The organism is Nonomuraea sp. NPDC003727, from assembly GCF_053586935.1.
Genome location: NZ_JBSFNE010000006.1, coordinates 171,063 through 189,424 on the forward strand (window position 1 = coordinate 171,063; position 18,362 = coordinate 189,424).

The 18,362-nt window shown below is 71.2% G+C and carries 12 protein-coding genes and 1 tRNA gene; 5 read left to right on the top strand and 8 right to left on the bottom strand.

Annotated features, from left to right (window positions below; translation table 11 throughout):
• Positions 1-10 precede the first annotated feature (10 nt).
• A tRNA-Leu gene (locus ACWDLG_RS17250) sits at positions 11-86 on the top strand.
• Positions 87-165: 79 nt separating this feature from the next.
• Positions 166-933, top strand: coding sequence for a helix-turn-helix domain-containing protein (locus ACWDLG_RS17255; protein WP_449920890.1), 768 nt, complete (start codon positions 166-168; stop codon positions 931-933).
• Between the two features lie 76 nt (positions 934-1,009).
• Here ACWDLG_RS17255 and ACWDLG_RS17260 read toward each other — a convergent pair whose 3' ends face one another.
• On the bottom strand, positions 1,010-1,717 hold the full coding sequence (locus tag ACWDLG_RS17260; protein ID WP_449920893.1) for a siderophore-interacting protein: 708 nt from the start codon (positions 1,715-1,717) through the stop codon (positions 1,010-1,012).
• A 159-nt stretch (positions 1,718-1,876) separates the two neighbouring features.
• Here ACWDLG_RS17260 and ACWDLG_RS17265 point away from each other — a divergent pair, with 159 nt between their 5' ends.
• Positions 1,877-2,296 carry a pyridoxamine 5'-phosphate oxidase family protein gene (locus ACWDLG_RS17265; RefSeq protein WP_354910478.1) on the top strand — a complete coding sequence of 140 codons (420 nt, stop codon included), beginning with the start codon at positions 1,877-1,879 and terminating at the stop codon, positions 2,294-2,296.
• A 21-nt stretch (positions 2,297-2,317) separates the two neighbouring features.
• The gene (gene dapD, locus ACWDLG_RS17270) at positions 2,318-3,283 is read left to right on the top strand and encodes a 2,3,4,5-tetrahydropyridine-2,6-dicarboxylate N-succinyltransferase (RefSeq protein WP_449920896.1); all 966 of its coding nucleotides are present in this window, start codon (positions 2,318-2,320) and stop codon (positions 3,281-3,283) included.
• A 49-nt stretch (positions 3,284-3,332) separates the two neighbouring features.
• Here dapD and ACWDLG_RS17275 read toward each other — a convergent pair whose 3' ends face one another.
• From ACWDLG_RS17275 to gltB, 6 genes are all read right to left on the bottom strand, one after another.
• Complete coding sequence (locus ACWDLG_RS17275) at positions 3,333-3,617, bottom strand: hypothetical protein (protein ID WP_449920897.1); 285 nt, start codon at positions 3,615-3,617, stop codon at positions 3,333-3,335.
• Positions 3,618-3,846: 229 nt separating this feature from the next.
• Complete coding sequence (pyk, locus tag ACWDLG_RS17280; RefSeq protein ID WP_354910472.1) at positions 3,847-5,277, bottom strand: pyruvate kinase; 1,431 nt, start codon at positions 5,275-5,277, stop codon at positions 3,847-3,849.
• Positions 5,278-5,312: 35 nt separating this feature from the next.
• A complete protein-coding gene (locus tag ACWDLG_RS17285) occupies positions 5,313-5,750 on the bottom strand; it encodes a DUF2784 domain-containing protein (protein WP_449920900.1) in 438 nt (145 codons plus the stop codon).
• Positions 5,751-6,893: 1,143 nt separating this feature from the next.
• Positions 6,894-8,555 (bottom strand): S8 family peptidase, encoded by a 1,662-nt coding sequence (locus ACWDLG_RS17290; RefSeq protein WP_449921431.1) that lies wholly within the window; start codon positions 8,553-8,555, stop codon positions 6,894-6,896.
• 1,232 nt (positions 8,556-9,787) lie between these two features.
• On the bottom strand, positions 9,788-11,239 hold the full coding sequence (locus tag ACWDLG_RS17295; RefSeq protein ID WP_354910463.1) for a glutamate synthase subunit beta: 1,452 nt from the start codon (positions 11,237-11,239) through the stop codon (positions 9,788-9,790).
• A 13-nt stretch (positions 11,240-11,252) separates the two neighbouring features.
• Entirely contained in the window at positions 11,253-15,761 is a 4,509-nt protein-coding gene (gene gltB, locus ACWDLG_RS17300; RefSeq protein WP_449920903.1) for a glutamate synthase large subunit, read from the bottom strand.
• A 262-nt stretch (positions 15,762-16,023) separates the two neighbouring features.
• Between gltB and ACWDLG_RS17305 the strand changes: the two genes are divergently transcribed.
• The gene (locus ACWDLG_RS17305) at positions 16,024-17,583 is read left to right on the top strand and encodes a bis-aminopropyl spermidine synthase family protein (RefSeq protein WP_449920905.1); all 1,560 of its coding nucleotides are present in this window, start codon (positions 16,024-16,026) and stop codon (positions 17,581-17,583) included.
• A gap of 167 nt (positions 17,584-17,750) precedes the next feature.
• Here the strand turns inward: ACWDLG_RS17305 and ACWDLG_RS17310 are convergent, their stop codons facing one another.
• Positions 17,751-18,362, bottom strand: coding sequence for a hypothetical protein (locus ACWDLG_RS17310; RefSeq protein WP_449920906.1), 612 nt, complete (start codon positions 18,360-18,362; stop codon positions 17,751-17,753).

Here is an 18,362-nt window from a genome sequence, read left to right on the forward strand (position 1 = left end):
TCCGAAAAATGCCCCGATATCCCAATGGCAGAGGAAATGGTCTCAAACACCATCGAGTGTGGGTTCGAATCCCACTCGGGGCACCATCACCGCCGACCCTCCGATCCCGCCCCTCCGTAGAGCCACCATCCCGAAACTGTCGGTGACGGTTGCCATGCTGGCGGCATGCACCCTCGCGACACCGTGGACCGCGCACTCTCCCTGTCCGCCCAGGGCGTGAGCGACAGGGAGGTGGCCGCGCGATGCGGCGTCTCCGTCGGCGCCGTCAGGAAGTGGCGCACGGGCGAGCGGCGGGCCCGCGACGAGGCCGACCGACGGCGGCGCCGCGACTGCCCCCGATGTCACGACCGCCCGATGGACGTCACGGCCTACGCCCAGTTGCTCGGTCTCTATCTGGGCGACGGCCACCTCGCCCTGGGGCGCAAAGGGGTCTACCGGCTGTCGATCTCCTGTGCCGACGACTGGCCCGGCCTGATCGAGGAGACGGCCTCGGTCATGTCACGTGTCATGCCGACCTCGGCGGTCCACCGTCGCTCACGCAGAGGCTGCACGGAGGTGACGAGCCAGTCCACCCACTGGGCGTGTCTGTTCCCCCAGCACGGGCCCGGCCCCAAGCACCTGCGCGCCATCGTGCTGGTCCCCTGGCAGAAGGAGATCGTCGAGGCGCATCCAGGCCGGTTCGTGCGGGGGCTGATGCACGCCGACGGCTGCCGCGGCGTCAACCGGGTCAGGCGCGTGCTTCCCAGCGGGGTTCGGTGGTACGAATATCCGCGCTACCACTTCAAGAACGAGTCGGCCGACATCCTCCGGCTCTGCGGGGAAGCGCTCGACCTGCTGCGGGTGGCATGGCGCTACAGCAACCGCAACGACATCTCGGTGGCCAGGCGCGAGGCCGTCGCTCGGCTGGATCTTCATGTCGGCCCCAAGTACTGAGCCCTGCGCCGGCGGCGCCCGGGCCGACCGGCAGCCCGGACGCGGTCCCTGGTCGGGGCTCGCCCGCGGCCCCCGGTCAGTCGAGACCCTTCCTGCCCGGGGTCCAGAACGGCTTGGTGATGACGTCCCGCCGCGGCCAGCCCCGCTCGCCGACCAGGTGCGCGCGGACGGCCTGGATGGTGCGCGCCTCGCCCGCCAGGTAGGCGACGCCGGGCGCGTCGGGCAGGTCCAGCGCCGCCACCGCCTTCACCAGCGTCTCGGAGCCGGCCGCGGGGGCGCCGCTCCTGCACACCCTGACCAGGTCGCGCGGCAGGTCGAGATGGTCGCCGCCCTCCTCGGCCTCCACCGCGCCGAAGACCGCCGCGTCCGCCGGTACGGCACGCAGCATCGCCCCGAACGCCACCGCGGCCGTCTCCTCCCCCGCGAACAGGTGGTACGGCGCGCCCTGCCGTACGGTGAGCTTGCCTTCGGGTTTGGTGAAGGCGACCTCCTGGCCGGGGCGGGCGGTCCTGACCCAGGTGGCGCCGGGCGCGTCGGCGCCGTGGTCGTAGCCGATCAGGTCGATGCACTCCCATGTGGGGTCGTGCTGCCAGACGGCGTACGTGCGCAGCGTCAGCGGGGAGTCGACGAGGACGCGGACGTGTTGTCCCGGTGTCCAGGCCAGGCCGGCGACGGCCTGCCCGGCGATCCTGAGCCTGCGCATCCTGGGGGCGACCTGTTCGGCCGCCACGATCTCACCGGTGACGAACAGCCGGGAACGCAGCGCGCGGGTGATGGTGTTCACGGCACCCCTCTCCGATATATCTGTACTATTCGACGACTATATCGCGACATATCGCGCTGGGCACGGGGTTCTGCGCCCCGAGATGTCGGCGGCGGCTCGGTTGGGATCGCGCTGGGCGGGGATGTTCTCCATCGACGTGATCACTGGAGGGGGGCAGGGATGACGCTGACCGTGTCGGACCGTGAGGCGTTCCTGGCAGAACCGCACATCGGGGCGCTGGCCGTACATGAGGAGGAAGGGCGCGGGCCGCTGGCCGTGCCGGTCTGGTACCACTACACGCCCGGCGGCGAGGTGGCGTTCCTGACCGACGGCGACTCCCGCAAAGCCGCGCTGATCACCAAGGCGGGGCGGTTCACCATGCTCGCCCAGCGGATGATCCCCACCTACCGCTACGTCTCGGTCGAGGGCCCCGTCATCTCCGCCAACCCGACGACCGTGGAGGAGATGGCCAAGATCGCCGCGCGCTACCTGCACGAGGACGCCGTCGAGGGCTACGTCGCCCAGTCGAACCTCTCGGCGCTCGTGACCTTCCACATGCGTCCCGAGCGCTGGCTGTCAGCTGACCTGGGCACCATCTGACGCTCCGGTATTTTGTGCCATGTGACTGCTATCGATCCCACCAGCACCGGCGCGTACGGCGTCGGGCTTGCCACGATTGCCGCCGACGGCACGGTTCTCGACACCTGGTTCCCCGCCCCCGCGTTGGGTGAGCCGCCCTCCGTGGGCACGCGGCGCCTGTCCGCCGAGGAGGCCGGCGACCTCGCCGCGCTGACCGGCAGGGACGACGCCCGTGGGGTCGAGGTGGTCGCCGTGCGCACCGGCATCGCCAAGCTGTCGGAGGCACCCGCCGACGCCCACGACGCCTACCTGCGCCTGCACCTGCTGTCGGCCCGACTGGTCCGCCCGCACGGGCTGAACCTGGACGGCGTGTTCGGCAAGCTGGCCAATGTCGTGTGGACCAACCACGGCCCGTGCGCCGTCGACGGCTTCGAGCAGACCAGGGTACGGCTGCGCGCCAAGGGCACGGTGACCGTCTACGGCGTGGACAAGTTCCCGCGGATGGTCGACTACGTGGTGCCGTCCGGGGTGCGCGTGGCCGACGCCGACCGGGTACGGCTCGGCGCCCACCTGGCCAGCGGCACCACGGTCATGCACGAGGGCTTCGTGAACTTCAACGCCGGAACGCTCGGCGCGTCGATGGTCGAAGGGCGGATCTCGGCCGGCGTCGTGGTCGGCGACGGCTCCGACGTCGGCGGCGGCGCCTCGATCATGGGCACCCTGTCCGGCGGCGGCAAGGAAGTCATCTCGATCGGCGAGCGCTGCCTGCTCGGCGCGAACGCGGGCATCGGGATCTCGCTCGGCGACGACTGCGTGGTGGAGGCCGGGCTGTACGTCACGGCCGGCACCAAGGTGGCCCTCCCCGACGGGCGCGTGGTGAAGGGCAAGGAGCTGTCCGGCTCGAGCGGGCTGCTGCTGCGCAGGAACTCGCAGACGGGAGCGGTGGAGGCGGTTCCGCGCACCGGAACGGGCATCGAGCTGAACGCGGCCCTGCACGCCAACGACTGACCCCGGACCCTTCTGTGTCGCCGACCGGAGTCATGGCCGGTCGGCGACGTCAGTCGAACAACTCGTCCACGGTGGTGACGTCGAACGCCCGGTCGATCCACGCGTCCGCGAGACCGGGATCGTGGCAGGCGAGGATCCGCTCCCGCGCTTGCTCCGAGACGACGAGCTTCCGCCTGGCGAGGATCTTCAGGATGGCCTCGGCCTTCCCTTCAATCTTCCCTTCGGCCTGATACTTCCGAGCGAAGTCGCTCTTGTACTCGTAGGTTCCCACAGCCATCAATTCCTCCAGATGCTTGCGGGCGGCCTCCGGCAGCGCCGAGACCAGGTGGTTCAAGGGCGAGACCCATGGCGGATTATCGATATTGCCTTCGAGGAAGGCGTGAGGTACCGCGGGAGCGCGACAGCACACTCCTGAGGAGCGCGCCTGCGCGGCGGCTCCCCGGAGGATGCGCATCCGGGGAGACACAGCCGAGGGCGCCGGGCGGGTGACCGTACCGCTCGCCTGGGGTCCGCCCGTCCCGTCTGGATCGGGACGGCACGGGCGCCGGGTGAAGGGCGTGCTGTCAGTGGGCGTGGGAGACGGCGGAGCCGATCGTGTGGACGCGCAGCGCGTTCGTCGAGCCGGGCGTGCCAGGAGGCGAACCCGCGACGATGACGACCTTGTCGCCCTTCTCCAGCCGGCCGGTTGACAGCAGGGACGCCTCCACCTGCCTGACCATGTCGTCGGTGTGGTGCACGAACGGCACCTGGAACGTCTCCACCCCCCACGTCAGCGACAGCTGTCCGCGCACGTGGGGCGCGGAGGTGAAGGCCAGCAGCGGGATCGGCGAACGGTAGCGGGCCAGGCGGCGCGCGGTCTCGCCGGACATCGTGAACGCGACCAGCGCCTTCGCCCCGACGATCGCGCCGACCTCGGCCGCGGCGCGGGCGATGGCGCCGCCGGTGGTCTCGGGGAGACGGTCGAGGCTGTGGGTGGCGCGCAGCGACGACTTCTCCGCGGCGCAGGCGATGCGGTCCATGGTGGCGACGGACTCGACGGGGAAGCTCCCGACCGAGGTCTCGCCGGACAGCATGACCGCGTCGGCGCCGTCCATGACGGCGTAGGCGACGTCGGAGGCCTCGGCGCGGGTGGGACGCGGGGCGTTCATCATCGAGTCGAGCATCTGGGTGGCCACGATGACCGGGCGGGCCTTCTCGCGGCACAGCTCGATGATGCGCTTCTGGACGATCGGCACCTCTTCGAGAGGCAGCTCGACGCCGAGGTCGCCCCGGGCGACCATGATGCCGTCGAACGCCTCGACGATCTCGGGCAGCCGCTCGACGGCCTGCGGCTTCTCGATCTTGGCGAGCAGCGGGAGCCGTACGGCCTCCTGCTCCATGATGTTGCGGACCACGTCGGCGTCGGAGGGGCGGCGCACGAACGACAGGGCGATCATGTCGAACCCGGTGCGCAGCGCCCAGCGCAGGTCGGCCTCGTCCTTGTCGGTGAGGGCGGGGGCGCTGACGTTGACGCCCGGCAGGTTGAGCCCCTTGTTGTCGGAGATCATGCCGCCGATGACGACGCGGGTGGTGACGCGCGGGCCGTCGACGCGGGTGACCTCCAGGACCACGCGCCCGTCGTCGACGAGGATCGTGTCGCCGGGCCGCACGTCGTTCGGCAGGCCCTTGTAGGTCGTGGAGACCTGCTCGCGGTCGCCGGGGACCTCCTCGGTGGTGACGGTGAACACGTCACCGAAGCCCAGACGCACCGGGCCTTCCTCGAACTTGCCCACCCGGATCTTGGGGCCCTGCAGGTCGGCGAGCACGCCTACACCGCGGCCGAGGTCGGCCGCCACCTCCCGCACGCGGTCGAAGACCTCTTTGTGCAGCTCGTGGGAGCCGTGGCTGAGGTTGAAGCGGGCGACGTCCATGCCGGCGCCGATCAGCTCGCGGAGCCGGTCGGGCGTGGAGGTGGCAGGACCGAGGGTACAGACGATTTTCGCGCGACGAGTCACGTGTCCTACCTTAATTGGTACAGACCACTTGGCAGTCACGCGCGGGAGAAATCCCGGTGACGACGTCTCCACAGGTACCCGACCCAGGAGATAACTACAAGGACGGCCACGCCGAGCCGTACGAGATTGGTGTATTGCTCCGGATAGATGACGCCCTCGATGTAGTGGTCGATGAACCCGGACGGCGGCAGCCCCGCCATCCCGGCCCGGCGCCGCCCCCAGTCCTCGGCGACGGTCAGCGGGCACTCGACGCCGGTGATGATCGACAGCGCTCCCCAGCCGGCGACCGCCAGGTGCGCCCAGATGGAGCGCGGCCACCGCCACGCGAGGAAGCCGCCCACCGCCAGGTAGGCGAGGAACAGGAAGTGCGTGGTCATCGCGGCGTCCGCGACCAGCCGGTACAGCATGCCGTCCAGTACGGTCCTGTCCAGCAGCGTCCCGTCCGGTAGCGTCCCATCCAGTACGGCAAGCACGAGATAGCTCCTCCGTGGTCACCGGCTGACGTCTGCCCGGTCGACGCCACTCGGGCGCTACGGCGGGCCGCCGTCCCATCACCCGCCGATCGCCTGGCCGCGCGCCGAACGAACCACGGATCCGCCGACCGCCTGGCCCGTGTGCCGACCGCCCGCGATCCGCCACGCCGGTGAGTCCACCGGTGTCGCGGTCCACGGGGCTGACCGCTCGCGAGCCGTCGAGTCGGGGCCCGCGATCCGGAGACCCCCGACTGAGGGGCGCCGGGGCGCGTGACCACGGGGCAGCCGGACCACGGACCGAATGAATCCGCAGCCCACCGGTCCAGGTGCCGCCGACCCCACGGACTTGCCAGGCCGCCGGACCACGGACCGCCGAACCCACGGACCCCGGACCACGTAACCCGCGAACCACCTAACCCACGATCCACGATCCACGGACCGCCGGACCGAGGACCGCCGGACCTACGGACCTACGGACCACGTAACCCACGATCCACGGACCGCCGGACCGAGGACCGCCGGACCTACGGACCACGTAACCCACGATCCACGGACCGCCGGACGGAGGGCCGCCGGTCCACCGGACCGTGCGACCACCGGGACCGCGCCCAGGAGACCACCGAGCCGCCAAACGATCGGACGCCGAGCCATCCAGCCGCCAGCCCACCAGCCGTCAGGCCTCAGGCCTCAGGCCTCAGGCCGCCGGACTACCGGACTTTCCATCGGACCGGCAAACCGCCGAACCGAAGGGGCCCGGATCTGCCGAGCCGACAGATCGCCAAGCCGCCAAGCCGTCAGGCTGCCAAGCCACCAAGCCGCCAGATCGCCAAGCCGCCGAGGTCCCCGGGCTGTCGGGTCGCCGAGCCGCCGAGATCGCCGGATCGCCGAGGTCACCGGTCCGCCGGATCACGGGACCGCGACCCAGGAGACCGCGACCGTGAAGACGTCAGGTCGGAAACCGAACCCTTACCTCATGTTCTACCTCGCCGGCCCGCCTCGCGCCCCGTCTGTGTCAGATCAGATCCGCGCCCGTTTCAAGACGCGATCGTCTTCCCCAGCGCGAGCGTCTTCCAACGCGCGAGCGTCATCCAAGGCGGGAGGTTCATCCAGGGCAGCGAGCTTCATCCAGGGCGCGAGCGTCTTTCAGGGCGCGATCGTCGCCGCCTTGTAGGCGTTGACGACGCCCCTGCCGTAGAACCCGTTCTTCGCCGTGTCGCCCTCGCAGACGTGGGTCTCTGTCTGCCCGAAGTACTTGTACTGGAAGGCGCGCGGCGACGGGCACGGCTTCGGTGTCGCGCTCGAGTACATCAGTCGCTCGACCGAGGCCGCGTCCATGGTCACCCCGCCGGGGCCCGGGCGGCCGAAGCGGCTGATGAGGATCGCGGCGACGCCGGTGGCGTGTGGCGCGGCCATCGAGGTGCCGTCCAGGTACTGGTAGTAGGCGCACCTGCCGTCGTGGCAGTCACGGACGACCTCCGCGGTCTTGGGCATGCCCGCCGCGTCGATCTTGTTCGTCGCGCGCATCGCGGCGGTAGGTGCCGCGGCCAGGATGGACCTGGTGGGCGAGATGCCGCCGCCGTCGAGCGAGTCGCCGCCGGGCGCGGACAGGTCGGTCTGCTCGATGCCGTAGTCGGAGTAGACCGCCTTGCGTCCCGACGGGCCGAGCGCGGCGATGGAGATGACGCCGTTCGACTCGACCGGCACGTTCAGGCAGGTGTTGTCAATCGTGCGGGACCGCTGGGAGTCCTTGGGGTAGTTGGGGCTCTTGTCGTCCGTGCGTGGGTGGCCCAGATCGGTGGAGCCGTTGCCGAGAGCGGCGATCACCGTGACGCCCTTGCTGCGGGCGTAGTCGATGGCGCGCTGCATACCGGTGATGATGGCGCGCTGCTCCGTCCGCTCGCGCTGGCTGTCGGCCTTGTTGTTCGGACAGTTGAACATCCACGGGTCGAGGTAGTAGCTCATGTTCACCACGTCGACGCCGGCGTCGGCGGCGTAGGTGAGCGCGTCGAGGCTGGGCTTGAGGAAGAACATGCCGGAGTCCTGGCCCGCCCGCAGGTTGAGCAGCTGCACGTTGGGGGCGACGCCCGCGATGCCCTTGCCGTTGATCGGGGAGCCGATGGTGCTGGCGACGTGGGTGCCGTGCCCGTCGTCGTCGACGTCGACGGGGTCCTTGCAGCTCTTGACCTCGCAGGGTCCGTCGAGGGGCTGGCCCTTGGGGTCCTTGGGCCGGTCGGTGACGAAGTTGCGGCTGAGCTCGCGGTTGAAGTTGGGGGCGATGTCGGGGTGTTTGCCGTCGATGCCGGTGTCTATGACGCCGACGAGCACCTTCTTGTCGCCGGGCGCGATCGCGTTGGCACGGTCGGCACCGATCATCTTCATGTCCCACTGGCGGGAGGCCAGCGGTTCGGCGGCCCGGGTGCCGGGCGCTCTCATGTCCGGCATGACAGCGGCGCGGGCCGACAGGGGCCGGGCGGGGAGGGCGGAGGCGTCGGCGCGCCCCGCTTCGGGGTGGAGGGCGGCCCATCGGTCCTGGGCGGCGGCTGAGGCGAAGCCGATCGGGCGGTCGCTGGAGACTCCCACGATCGCCGCGTCACGGGCGAGCGTGTCGACGAACGCGCCTTCGGTTCCCTTCACCACCACGTATCCGAGCTTGGGCTCGACCGACACGGCACGGCCGCCGTGGGCGGCGATCGCGGCGACGGCCTGGGCCTGCCTGCCCGCGGCGTAGAAGACGAGGTAGTCGGCGTCAGCGGAGGAGACCGGCCGCGCGAGCGTGGCGGCGGTGGTACATGCGGTCACCGACATCGCCATCGCCGCCGCGAGAAGTCCCAAGGTGATACGCCGCATAGAAACCCCCGTTTTCGGTCGCCGCATACGAGGGGAGCATCTTGTCGAGACCATTCCCCGTCTGCAACTTATTCACCCCTTTGTGTGCTTTATCGCGATCTTTGCCGCATGTTGGTCACGTACGCCAGCGCGCCACGCCGCCAAGGCGTACAGAACCTGCCGGCGCCGTGGAAGGGCCACGCCGGTGAACGGCGCCGCCCTGACGACGCGACCTGCCGGACCAGGCACCGTGGACGGCGTGACAGGCACTAACGGCACCGTCTGGACGACGCGGCCTGCCGCCAGCCACGGATGGGGTGACAGGCCACTGAACGGCACCAGGTCAGGCGTCATGGACGGGATCGCACACCACTGCACGGTACCGCCGGGGAGACACGTCACGACCTGCGGTGGCACTCGACGCGCACAGATGGAGCCCCGCCACGGCCCGCGCCGGCCAGCCACGCCGCCGGGATGCACATCACCTGCTGGAGCATGCGACGGACCGGCGCACACCGGCGGCCACCATGGTGGGCGCGGCCAAACCACGCCGCCGGGGATGTGCGCGAGCGGGCGCCAGGAGCGTTCCGGTGGTTCTGCGGCACCAGGCGTCATAACAGGCACACACCGGCGAACGGCCCCGCCAGGGGCGCACAGAACCCGCCAGAGCAGACGCCATGGGACGGGCCGCACGGCGGTCAACGCCGCCAGGGCCGCACACAACCCCGCCGGAGCAGACGCATGAACCGGCACACACTGACAAACCGCACCGCCAGGGGGGCACAGGACCCCGCCGGAGGAGGCGCATGAACGGGCACACACCGACGAACCGCACCACCAAACCCGCACACAACCCCGCCAGAACAGATCGCCATGGGACGGGCTGCACGCCGGTCAACACCGCCGGGGCCGTCATGGACCGACACACACCGACAAACCGCATCGCCAGAGGGCACAGTTGCGCCTCCTCCGGCGGGTCGCACACAACCCCGCCGGAGCAGAAGCACCGGGCTCGTCGGAGCAGGTCAGGCGGGTTGCGACCCCCGAAGAAAGCGGGCTGCCGATCATCGCCGTGGTGTGCGCCGGACGAACCCGCCGGGGCCGCGCCGGCCACCGCGATGGCGAGGGCGGCGGCGCAGCGCCGTACGAGAGGCGACGAGAACGCCCGCCCGGGAAGCCCGGGCGGGCGTTCGTCGTTCACCTCGGCCGCGTCACACCAGCGGGCGCGCCGTCGGCAGGATCGGGTACGGCAGCGCCGTCTCGCCGGTCAGGAAGCGGTCCACGCCGGACGCGGCCGCCCGCCCCTCTGCGATGGCCCACACGATGAGCGACTGGCCGCGTCCCATGTCCCCGGCGACGAACACGCCGTCGACGTTGGTCATGTAGGTCTTGTCGCGCGCCACGTTGCCCCTGGCGTCGTAGTCCACGCCGAGGTCCTGCAGCAGCGCCCCCTTCTCGGGGCCGACGAAGCCCATCGACAGGGTGACCAGCTCGGCGGGGATCTCCCGCTCGGTGCCGGGGATCGGCTTGAAGCCTGCCTGCGGCCCCTCGACCTCGACCAGGCGCAGTGCCCTGACGTTGCCGTCGGCGTCGCCGACGAACTCGGTCGTGGAGACCGCGTAGACCCGTCCGCCGTCCGCGTCGGCCAGCTCCTCGTGGGCGCTCTCCATCTTGAACAGGATGGGGAACGTCGGCCAGGGCTGCGAGCCGGGCCGCGCGGCGGGCGGCTGGGGCATGATCTCCAGCTGGGTCACCGAGGCGGCCCCCTGGCGGATCGCGGTGCCGATGCAGTCGGCTCCGGTGTCGCCGCCGCCGATCACCACGACGTGCTTGCCGCGGGCGTTGATCGGGGAGTCGTCGAAGTCCCTGTTGGCCGGCGGGAGGTACTCCATCGCCTGGTGGACGCCCTTGAGGTCGCGTCCGGCGACCGGCAGGTCGCGCCAGGCGGTGGCGCCGCCCGACAGCACGATCGCGTCGAACTCCTCGCGCAGCTGGGCGGCGGTGATGTCGACGCCGACGTTCACCGAGGTCCTGAACTCGGTGCCCTCGGCGCGCATCTGCTCCAGGCGCCGGTCGATGTGGCGCTTCTCCATCTTGAACTCGGGGATGCCGTAGCGCAGCAGCCCGCCGACGGCGTCGGCCCGCTCGAAGACCACGACGTCGTGGCCGGCGCGGGTGAGCTGCTGGGCGGCGGCCAGGCCCGCGGGCCCCGAGCCGACGACCGCGACCTTCTTGCCGGTCTTCACGGCGGGGGGCTGCGGCGTCACCCACCCCTCGGTGAAGGCGCGGTCGATGATCTCGACCTCGACCCGCTTGATCGCCACGGGGTCGGAGTTGATGCCGAGCACGCAGGCCGCCTCGCACGGTGCGGGGCAGAGCCTGCCGGTGAACTCGGGGAAGTTGTTGGTGGCGTGCAGCCGCTCGATCGCCTCACGCCAGTCGTGGCGGTAGACGAGGTCGTTCCACTCGGGGACGAGGTTGCCGAGCGGGCAGCCGTTGTGGCAGAACGGGATGCCGCAGTCCATGCAGCGGGCGGCCTGCTTGGTCAGCTTCGGCGCGGGGAAGTCCTCGTAGACCTCCCGCCAGTCGCGGATGCGGACGTCGACGGGACGGCGCGCCGGCAGCTCCCGGTCGTGCGTGAGGAAACCCTTGGGGTCGGCCATGGTGTGCGCCTCCTTAACCCTGAACCGCGGCGGCCATGACCGCCTCGTCGATGTCCCTGCCTTCGATGCGGGCGGCCTCTGCGGCCTGCAGTACCCGCTTGTAGTCGGTCGGCATGACCTTGCCGAACCTGGTGAGCGCGCCGTCCCAGTCGGCCAGCAGTTCCTTGGCGACGGGGGAGCCCGTCTCCTCGAAGTGCCTGCCGACGGTCTCGTGCAGGAAGGCGGCGTCCTTGTCGGTCAGCGGCTCGATGGCGACCATCTCGCGGTTGACCCGCTCGGCCCGCAGGTCGAGCAGGTAGGCGACGCCGCCCGACATTCCGGCGGCGAAGTTGCGCCCGGTCGGGCCGAGCACGACGACCTTGCCGCCCGTCATGTACTCGCAGCCGTGGTCGCCGACGCCCTCGACGACCGCGGTGGCGCCGGAGTTGCGGACGCAGAAGCGCTCGCCGACCACGCCGCGGATGAACACCTCTCCCGACGTCGCGCCGTACAAGGCGACATTTCCGGAAATGATGTGGCCGTCCAGCGGGGCGGTGTCGTGCGGGCGGAGCGTGATCCGGCCGCCGGACAGGCCCTTGCCCAGGTAGTCGTTGGCGTCACCGGTCAGCCGCAGGGTCACGCCGCGCGGCACGAACGCGCCGAAGGAGTTGCCCGCCGAGCCGGTGAAGCTCACGTCGATCGTGTCGTCGGGCAGGCCCGCGCCACCGTACCGCCTGGTCACCTCGTAGCCGAGCATGGTGCCGACGGTGCGGTTGACGTTGCGGATCGGCAGGTCGAGCGTGACCGGGGTGCCGTGCTCCAGCGCGCCCTCGGCCAGGGCGATGAGCGTGTTGTCGAGCGCCTGCTCCAGACCGTGGTCCTGGGCCACGGTACGGCGCAGCGGCGTGCCCTCGGGCAGCTCGGGCCGGTGCAGGATCGGCGACAGGTCCAGGCCGTTGGCCTTCCAGTGGTCCTCGGCCGCGCTCATGTCGAGCATCTCGACGTGCCCGATCGCCTCGTCGAGCGAACGGAAGCCCAGCTCGGCGAGGTACTCGCGGATCTCCTCGGCGATGAACTCGAAGAAGTTCACCACGAACTCGGGCTTGCCGCTGAAGCGGCTGCGCAGCTCGGGGTTCTGGGTGGCGACGCCCACGGGGCAGGTGTCGAGGTGGCAGACGCGCATCATGACGCAGCCGGACACGACCAGCGGGGCGGTGGCGAAGCCGTACTCCTCGGCGCCGAGCAGGGCGGCGATGACCACGTCGCGGCCGGTCTTGAGCTGGCCGTCGACCTGGACGACGATGCGGTCGCGCAGGCCGTTCAGCAGGAGCGTCTGCTGGGTCTCGGCCAGGCCGAGCTCCCACGGGGCGCCCGCGTGCTTGAGCGAGGTCAGCGGGGAGGCGCCGGTGCCGCCGTCGTGGCCGGAGATCAGCACGACGTCGGCGTGCGCCTTGGAGACGCCCGCGGCGACCGTGCCGACGCCGACCTCGGCCACCAGCTTCACGTGGACCCTGGAGACCGGGTTGGCGTTCTTCAGGTCGTGGATGAGCTGGGCCAGGTCCTCGATGGAGTAGATGTCGTGGTGCGGCGGCGGCGAGATGAGGCCGACGCCGGGCGTGGAGTGCCTGGTCTTGGCGATCCACGGGTAGACCTTGTGGCCGGGCAGCTGGCCGCCCTCACCTGGCTTGGCGCCCTGGGCCATCTTGATCTGCAGGTCGTCGGCGTTGACCAGGTACTCGCTGGTCACGCCGAACCGGCCGCTGGCCACCTGCTTGATCGCGCTGCGCCGGGCGGGGTCGTACAGGCGCTCGGGCTCCTCGCCGCCCTCACCGGTGTTGGACTTGCCGCCGAGCCTGTTCATCGCGATGGCGAGCGTCTGGTGCGCCTCCATCGAGATGGAGCCGTAGGACATGGCGCCGGTGGAGAAGCGCTTGACGATCTCCGAGACCGGCTCGACCTCTTCCAGCGGCACGGGCGCCCGGTCGGACCTGAAGGTGAACAGGCCGCGCAGCGTCATCAGCTTCTCGGCCTGCGAGTCGACCAGGCCGGTGTACTCCTTGAAGATCTCGTAGCGGCGGCTGCGCGTGGCGTGCTGCAGCTTGAAGACCGTCTCGGGGTTGAACAGGTGCGGCTCGCCCTCGCGCCGCCACTGGTACTCGCCGCCCACGTTGAGCCGCCGGTGGGCGTTCTCGACGCGCGGGTAGGCGTGGCGGTGGCGGGCGGCGGCCTCCTCGGCGAGCACGTCGAAGCCGACGCCGCTCAGGCGCGAGGTGGTGCCGACGAAGCAGGTGTCGACGACCTCCTCGCCCAGGCCGAGCGCCTCGAAGATCTGCGCGCCGGTGTAGCTGGCCACCGTGGACACGCCCATCTTGGACATGACCTTGATGACGCCCTTGCCGTAGGCCTTGATCAGGTTGCGCACGGCCTTGGGCTTGTCGACCTGGAGCATGCCGGTGTCGACCATGTCCTCGACGGTCTCGATGGCGAGGTAGGGGTTGACGGCGCCGGCGCCGTACCCGATGAGCAGCGCCATGTGGTGGCACTCGCGCGCCTCGCCGGTCTCGATGACCAGGCCGATCTTGGTGCGGGTCTTCTCGGCGATGAGGTGGTGGTGGACGGCACCGGTCAGCAGTAGCGACGGGATCGGCGCGAGCCGCTCGGAGAAGCCGCGGTCGGACAGCACGATGACGCGCGCGCCGCCCGCGATCGCCTCGGAGACCTCGGCGCAGATGGCGGCCAGCCGGTCGCGCAGCGCCTGCCCGCCGCCGGCCACCTCGTACAGGCCGCTGACGACGTAGGGGTGGAAGCCGGGCAGGTGGCCCTCGTCGTTGATGTGGATGATCTTGGCGAGCTCGTCGTTGTCGATCACCGGGTACGGCAGGACCAGCTGCCGGCACGAGGCGGGGCCGGGCTCGAGCAGGTTGCCCTCGGGGCCGAGCGTGCTGGCCAGCGAGGTGACCAGCTCCTCGCGGATGGCGTCCAGCGGCGGGTTGGTGACCTGGGCGAACAGCTGGCTGAAGTAGTCGAACAGCAGCCTGGGCTTCTCGCTCAGCACGGCGACGGGCGTGTCGGTGCCCATCGAGCCGATCGGCTCCTGGCCGGTCCTGGCCATGGGGCCCAGGATGATCCGCAGCTCTTCCTCGGTGTAGCCGAAGGTCTGCTGCCGCTTGACCAGCGTCTCGTGGGTGGGCAGCTCGTGAGCGCGGGCGGGCAGCTCCTCGAAGCGCACCAGACCCGCGTGCAGCCAGTCCTCGTACGGGTGCGCCGAGGCCAGCTCGGCCTTGATCTCGTCGTCCTCGATGATCTTGCCGCGGGCGGTGTCGATGAGGAACATGCGGCCGGGCTGCAGGCGGCCCTTGCGGACGACGTCCTCCGGCGCGAAGTCGAGCACACCGGCCTCGGAGGCCAGCACGACCAGGCCGTCGGTGGTCACCCAGAACCGGCCGGGGCGCAGCCCGTTGCGGTCGAGGACGGCTCCGGCCAGCGTGCCGTCGGTGAAGGTGATCGAGGCGGGGCCGTCCCAGGCCTCCATCATCGAGGAGTGGAACTCGTAGAAGGCCCGGCGCTGCGGGTCCATCTCGGTGTGGTTCTCCCACGCCTCGGGGATCATCATCAGCACCGCGTGCGGCAGCGAGCGCCCGCCCAGGTGCAGCAGCTCCAGCGTCTCGTCGAAGGAGGCGGTGTCGGAGCCGTCCGGGTCGCAGATCGGGAAGAGCCGCTCCAGGTCGCCGGGGATGAGGTCGGAGGCCAGCATCGCCTCGCGGGCGCGCATCCAGTTGCGGTTGCCCTTGACCGTGTTGATCTCGCCGTTGTGGGCGACGTAGCGGTAGGGGTGGGCCAGCGGCCAGCTCGGGAAGGTGTTGGTCGAGAAGCGCGAGTGCACCAGCGCGATGGCGGTGTCGTAGCGCTCGTCGGACAGGTCGGGGAAGAACGGCTCGACCTGCAGCGGGGTGAGCATGCCCTTGTAGACCAGGGTGCGGCTGGACAGCGAGGGGAAGTAGACGTCCGCCTCGTGCTCGGCCCGCTTGCGCAGGCAGAAGGCGAGCCGGTCCAGCTCCAGGCCGCTGCCGCCGTTCGGGTCGGCGACGAACAGCTGGCTGAAGTGCGGCATGACGGCGCGGGCGCTCGGGCCCGCGTTCGAGGTGTCCACGGGGACCTCGCGCCAGCCGAGGACCGTCAGGCCCTCCTGCGCCGCGATCTCCTCGATGAGCCGCACGGCGCTCTGCCGGGCCTGGCCGTCGACGGGCAGGAAGGCCATGCCCACGGCGTAGTGGCCGGGCTGGGGCAGCGGGAAGCCGGTGACGGCCCGCAGGAAGGCGTCGGGGATCTGCGTCAGGATGCCGGCGCCGTCGCCGGTGTCCGGCTCACTACCCTTGGCCCCCCGGTGGTCGAGATTGCACAGCGCCGTCAGGGCCTTCACGACGATCCCGTGGTCTCGGCGCCCGTTCGCGTCCGCGACCATGGCGACACCGCAGGCGTCGTGCTCGTTGGCGGGGTGGTAGAGGCCCTGGGGGGCGGGGAACCCGATGTGGGCAGCAGGCATTGAATCCCTCCCGTCGTCATCGTCTGCTTTGGTGTTGCAGGCGGGGACGACGTTGGCCCTGCTGCTGTTCGGTGGGTAGAGGGTATCGCACCCTGCCGGATTAGTGCCCACCCGGTCCACATCGCGAACATTCACAATATTTCGGCATGTGGACTCAGGTGTCCCAACACGCGATACCTTCCACATATTCCTCACTGATGTCCGCCCAGTCGCCGGTGCCGGGCGCGCAGGCGCTCCCCCGTCGCGCGGCTAAGGTTGCTCCATGGAACGCGACGGCCTCGAAGCCCTGCTGGCGAGCGCGGGCGCCGACGGCAAACGGCTGCGCCACGCCCTCATGCTCGTGTGCGACAGCCAGTGGTGGACCCTGGCCGACCTGGTCAGGGCGAGCGCCACCTCCAGACGCTCCGTCGAGGCGCTCCTGCGCGAGATCAGGCTCGAACGGCAGGGCGAGCGCTTCCGGGTGCCGCTCCCGCACACCCCCGACTACCAGGACCTGTTCGCGGTCAGCGAGCCGCCCGCCGACCCCGTCGCCCACCTGCTCCCCCACTACGAGCACGTGGTCAAGCGCATGCACCACCTGATCAGGCATGCCCCCGCCGCGCGGCAGGCGCTCGACCACGTCTCCGCCACCGCCGAGACCGTCGTCCGCCGCGCGCTGCTGCTCGGCGCCAGGTTCTGGCTGCCGGGCGCGCGCGTGCTGTGCGTCGGCGACCACGACCTGACCTCCCTCGCGGTACGGCTGGTGCATCCCGAGGCCGAGGTGACGGTGGTCGACATCGACGAGCGCATCCTGGCCTACATCGACGCCCAGGACCTGGGCGTGTCCACGCGGTGGGCCGACCTGCGGCTCGGGCTGCCCGCCTCGGTGCGCGAGCACGACCTGGCCGTCACCGACCCGCCGTACACGCCGGAGGGGGTGGGGCTGTTCGTGGGCCGCGCCGTCGAGGGACTGAAGGACGACGGCCGGATCCTGCTGGCCTACGGCGCGAGCGAGCGCACGCCCATGCTCGCGCTCAAGGTGCAGCACACGCTGTCGGCACTCAACCTCGCCTACGAGGCGGTCTACCCCGACTTCAACCGCTACTTCGGCGCGGAGGCGATCGGCTCGGCCGCCGACCTGTACATCCTGCGGCCCACGACGAAGACCCGCCCCGCCGTCGCGGCCCGCGTCGACAAGCTCGCGACCGCGATCTACACCCACGGGCCGCAGTCGATCGAGTCGGCACCCAAGGGGGCCGAGAAACCCCAGGGCGGTCCGGGCACGGGGCCCGACCTCGCGCCCGGGTTCGCGCCCGACCTGCTCGTCGGCGACTGGCCCAAGGAGCTGCCCCAGCCGCGCGCCAGGCTGGCCACCTGGCTGACCAAGCCGCACGCGACCGCGCCCTCGACGGTGGCGATCGCGGTGCCGGCGGGGCTCGAGGCCGCGCTCCCCCGCCTGCTGCTGGCCGGGCGCGCGGCGCGCGTGCGGGTCCACCTGGCCCAGCCGCCGCGCGACCTGCCGCGGCTCCCGGACGTCTACGAGATCACCATGGACGGCCCGGTCCTGGACGCGGTACGGCTGCCGCCGCCCGCCGACGAGACAGGCCGGCTGGTGCGCCGGGTCCTGGACAACGCCCACGGCAAGGCGGCCAACACCTGGCGGGAGGGGCTGATCGCCGCCGCCGCGGCCAGGGGCGTGACGCTGACCAAGAACGACGCCAGGGCGCTCATCCGGGCGGCCGCCCCGTGGGTGGAGTCGGTCACCGTGCTGGAGCTGCCGCTCCACCGCCTGGAGTCGCTGCCCGAGGCGGTCGCCGCCACCCTCGCGGCCCTCCCCCGCTGACGGGCCCGGCGCCCGCCTCCGCCGCGGGACAAGGTGCCGGGCGGCGCGGCCCCGCACCGAGCTCAGGTCGCGCGACCGGGCGGCGGCCTCAGGCGGCTCAGGTGGGGCGGGCTCAGGCGGGCTCAGGCGGGCTCAGGTGGGCTCAGGTGGCGGGCCCTCAGGCGTGCTCAGGTGGCGGCGATGACGCGGTCCGCGACGACCGCGCGGGCCAGGCCGTCGAGCGCGATCTGCGGGTGGACGAGGTCGTGGTCGCCGCCGCCGGCCGGCCCGACCCAGCTCACCGTCACGAAGTGGCCGAGGGCCCGGGCCTGCGCCCTGCTGCGGGCGGCGTCGAAGGCGACCGTCTGCCGGACGAAACCGCTCGATCCCAGCGCGGACACCAGTGCGTCGGCGGCCCGTCCGTCGGTCAGGTTGAACAGCAGGAACTGGCCCGCGACCGTCCGGTCCGCGCTGGTGTAGGCGGCGTGCAGGACCTGCGTGCAGCCCTCGGCCGCCACGCCCGCCAGCATCTCGCCGCAGTCGTCCAGCAGGCCGGAAGAGCCGCGCACCATGGTGACCCCGCCCGAGACGAGCGTCGTGGTCTGCGGGCCGAGAACCTCGGCCACGGTGAGCGGCGTGGGGTCGAGCGCGGCGGTGTCGATGACGGCGTACTGCGCCGAGGTTCGCTCGCCGGCGAAGACCCCAGGCCGCGGCCCGTCGCCGCGCAGGAAGAGATAGGCCGTGGCGGCGGCGAGCGCCACCAGGGCGACCAGGACGGGGATGAGAACGCGGCGCGGCAC

What these genes read in the sequence shown, in the direction of transcription:
- ACWDLG_RS17255 (WP_449920890.1), top strand. Translation starts at nt 166, where the DNA reads ATGCACCCTCGCGACACCGTGGACCGCGCACTCTCCCTGTCCGCCCAG.
- ACWDLG_RS17265 (WP_354910478.1), top strand. Translation starts at nt 1,877, where the DNA reads ATGACGCTGACCGTGTCGGACCGTGAGGCGTTCCTGGCAGAACCGCAC.
- ACWDLG_RS17290 (WP_449921431.1), bottom strand. Translation starts at nt 8,555, where the DNA reads ATGTCGGTGACCGCATGTACCACCGCCGCCACGCTCGCGCGGCCGGTC.
- ACWDLG_RS17295 (WP_354910463.1), bottom strand. Translation starts at nt 11,239, where the DNA reads ATGGCCGACCCCAAGGGTTTCCTCACGCACGACCGGGAGCTGCCGGCG.
- gltB (WP_449920903.1), bottom strand. Translation starts at nt 15,761, where the DNA reads ATGCCTGCTGCCCACATCGGGTTCCCCGCCCCCCAGGGCCTCTACCAC.
- ACWDLG_RS17305 (WP_449920905.1), top strand. Translation starts at nt 16,024, where the DNA reads ATGGAACGCGACGGCCTCGAAGCCCTGCTGGCGAGCGCGGGCGCCGAC.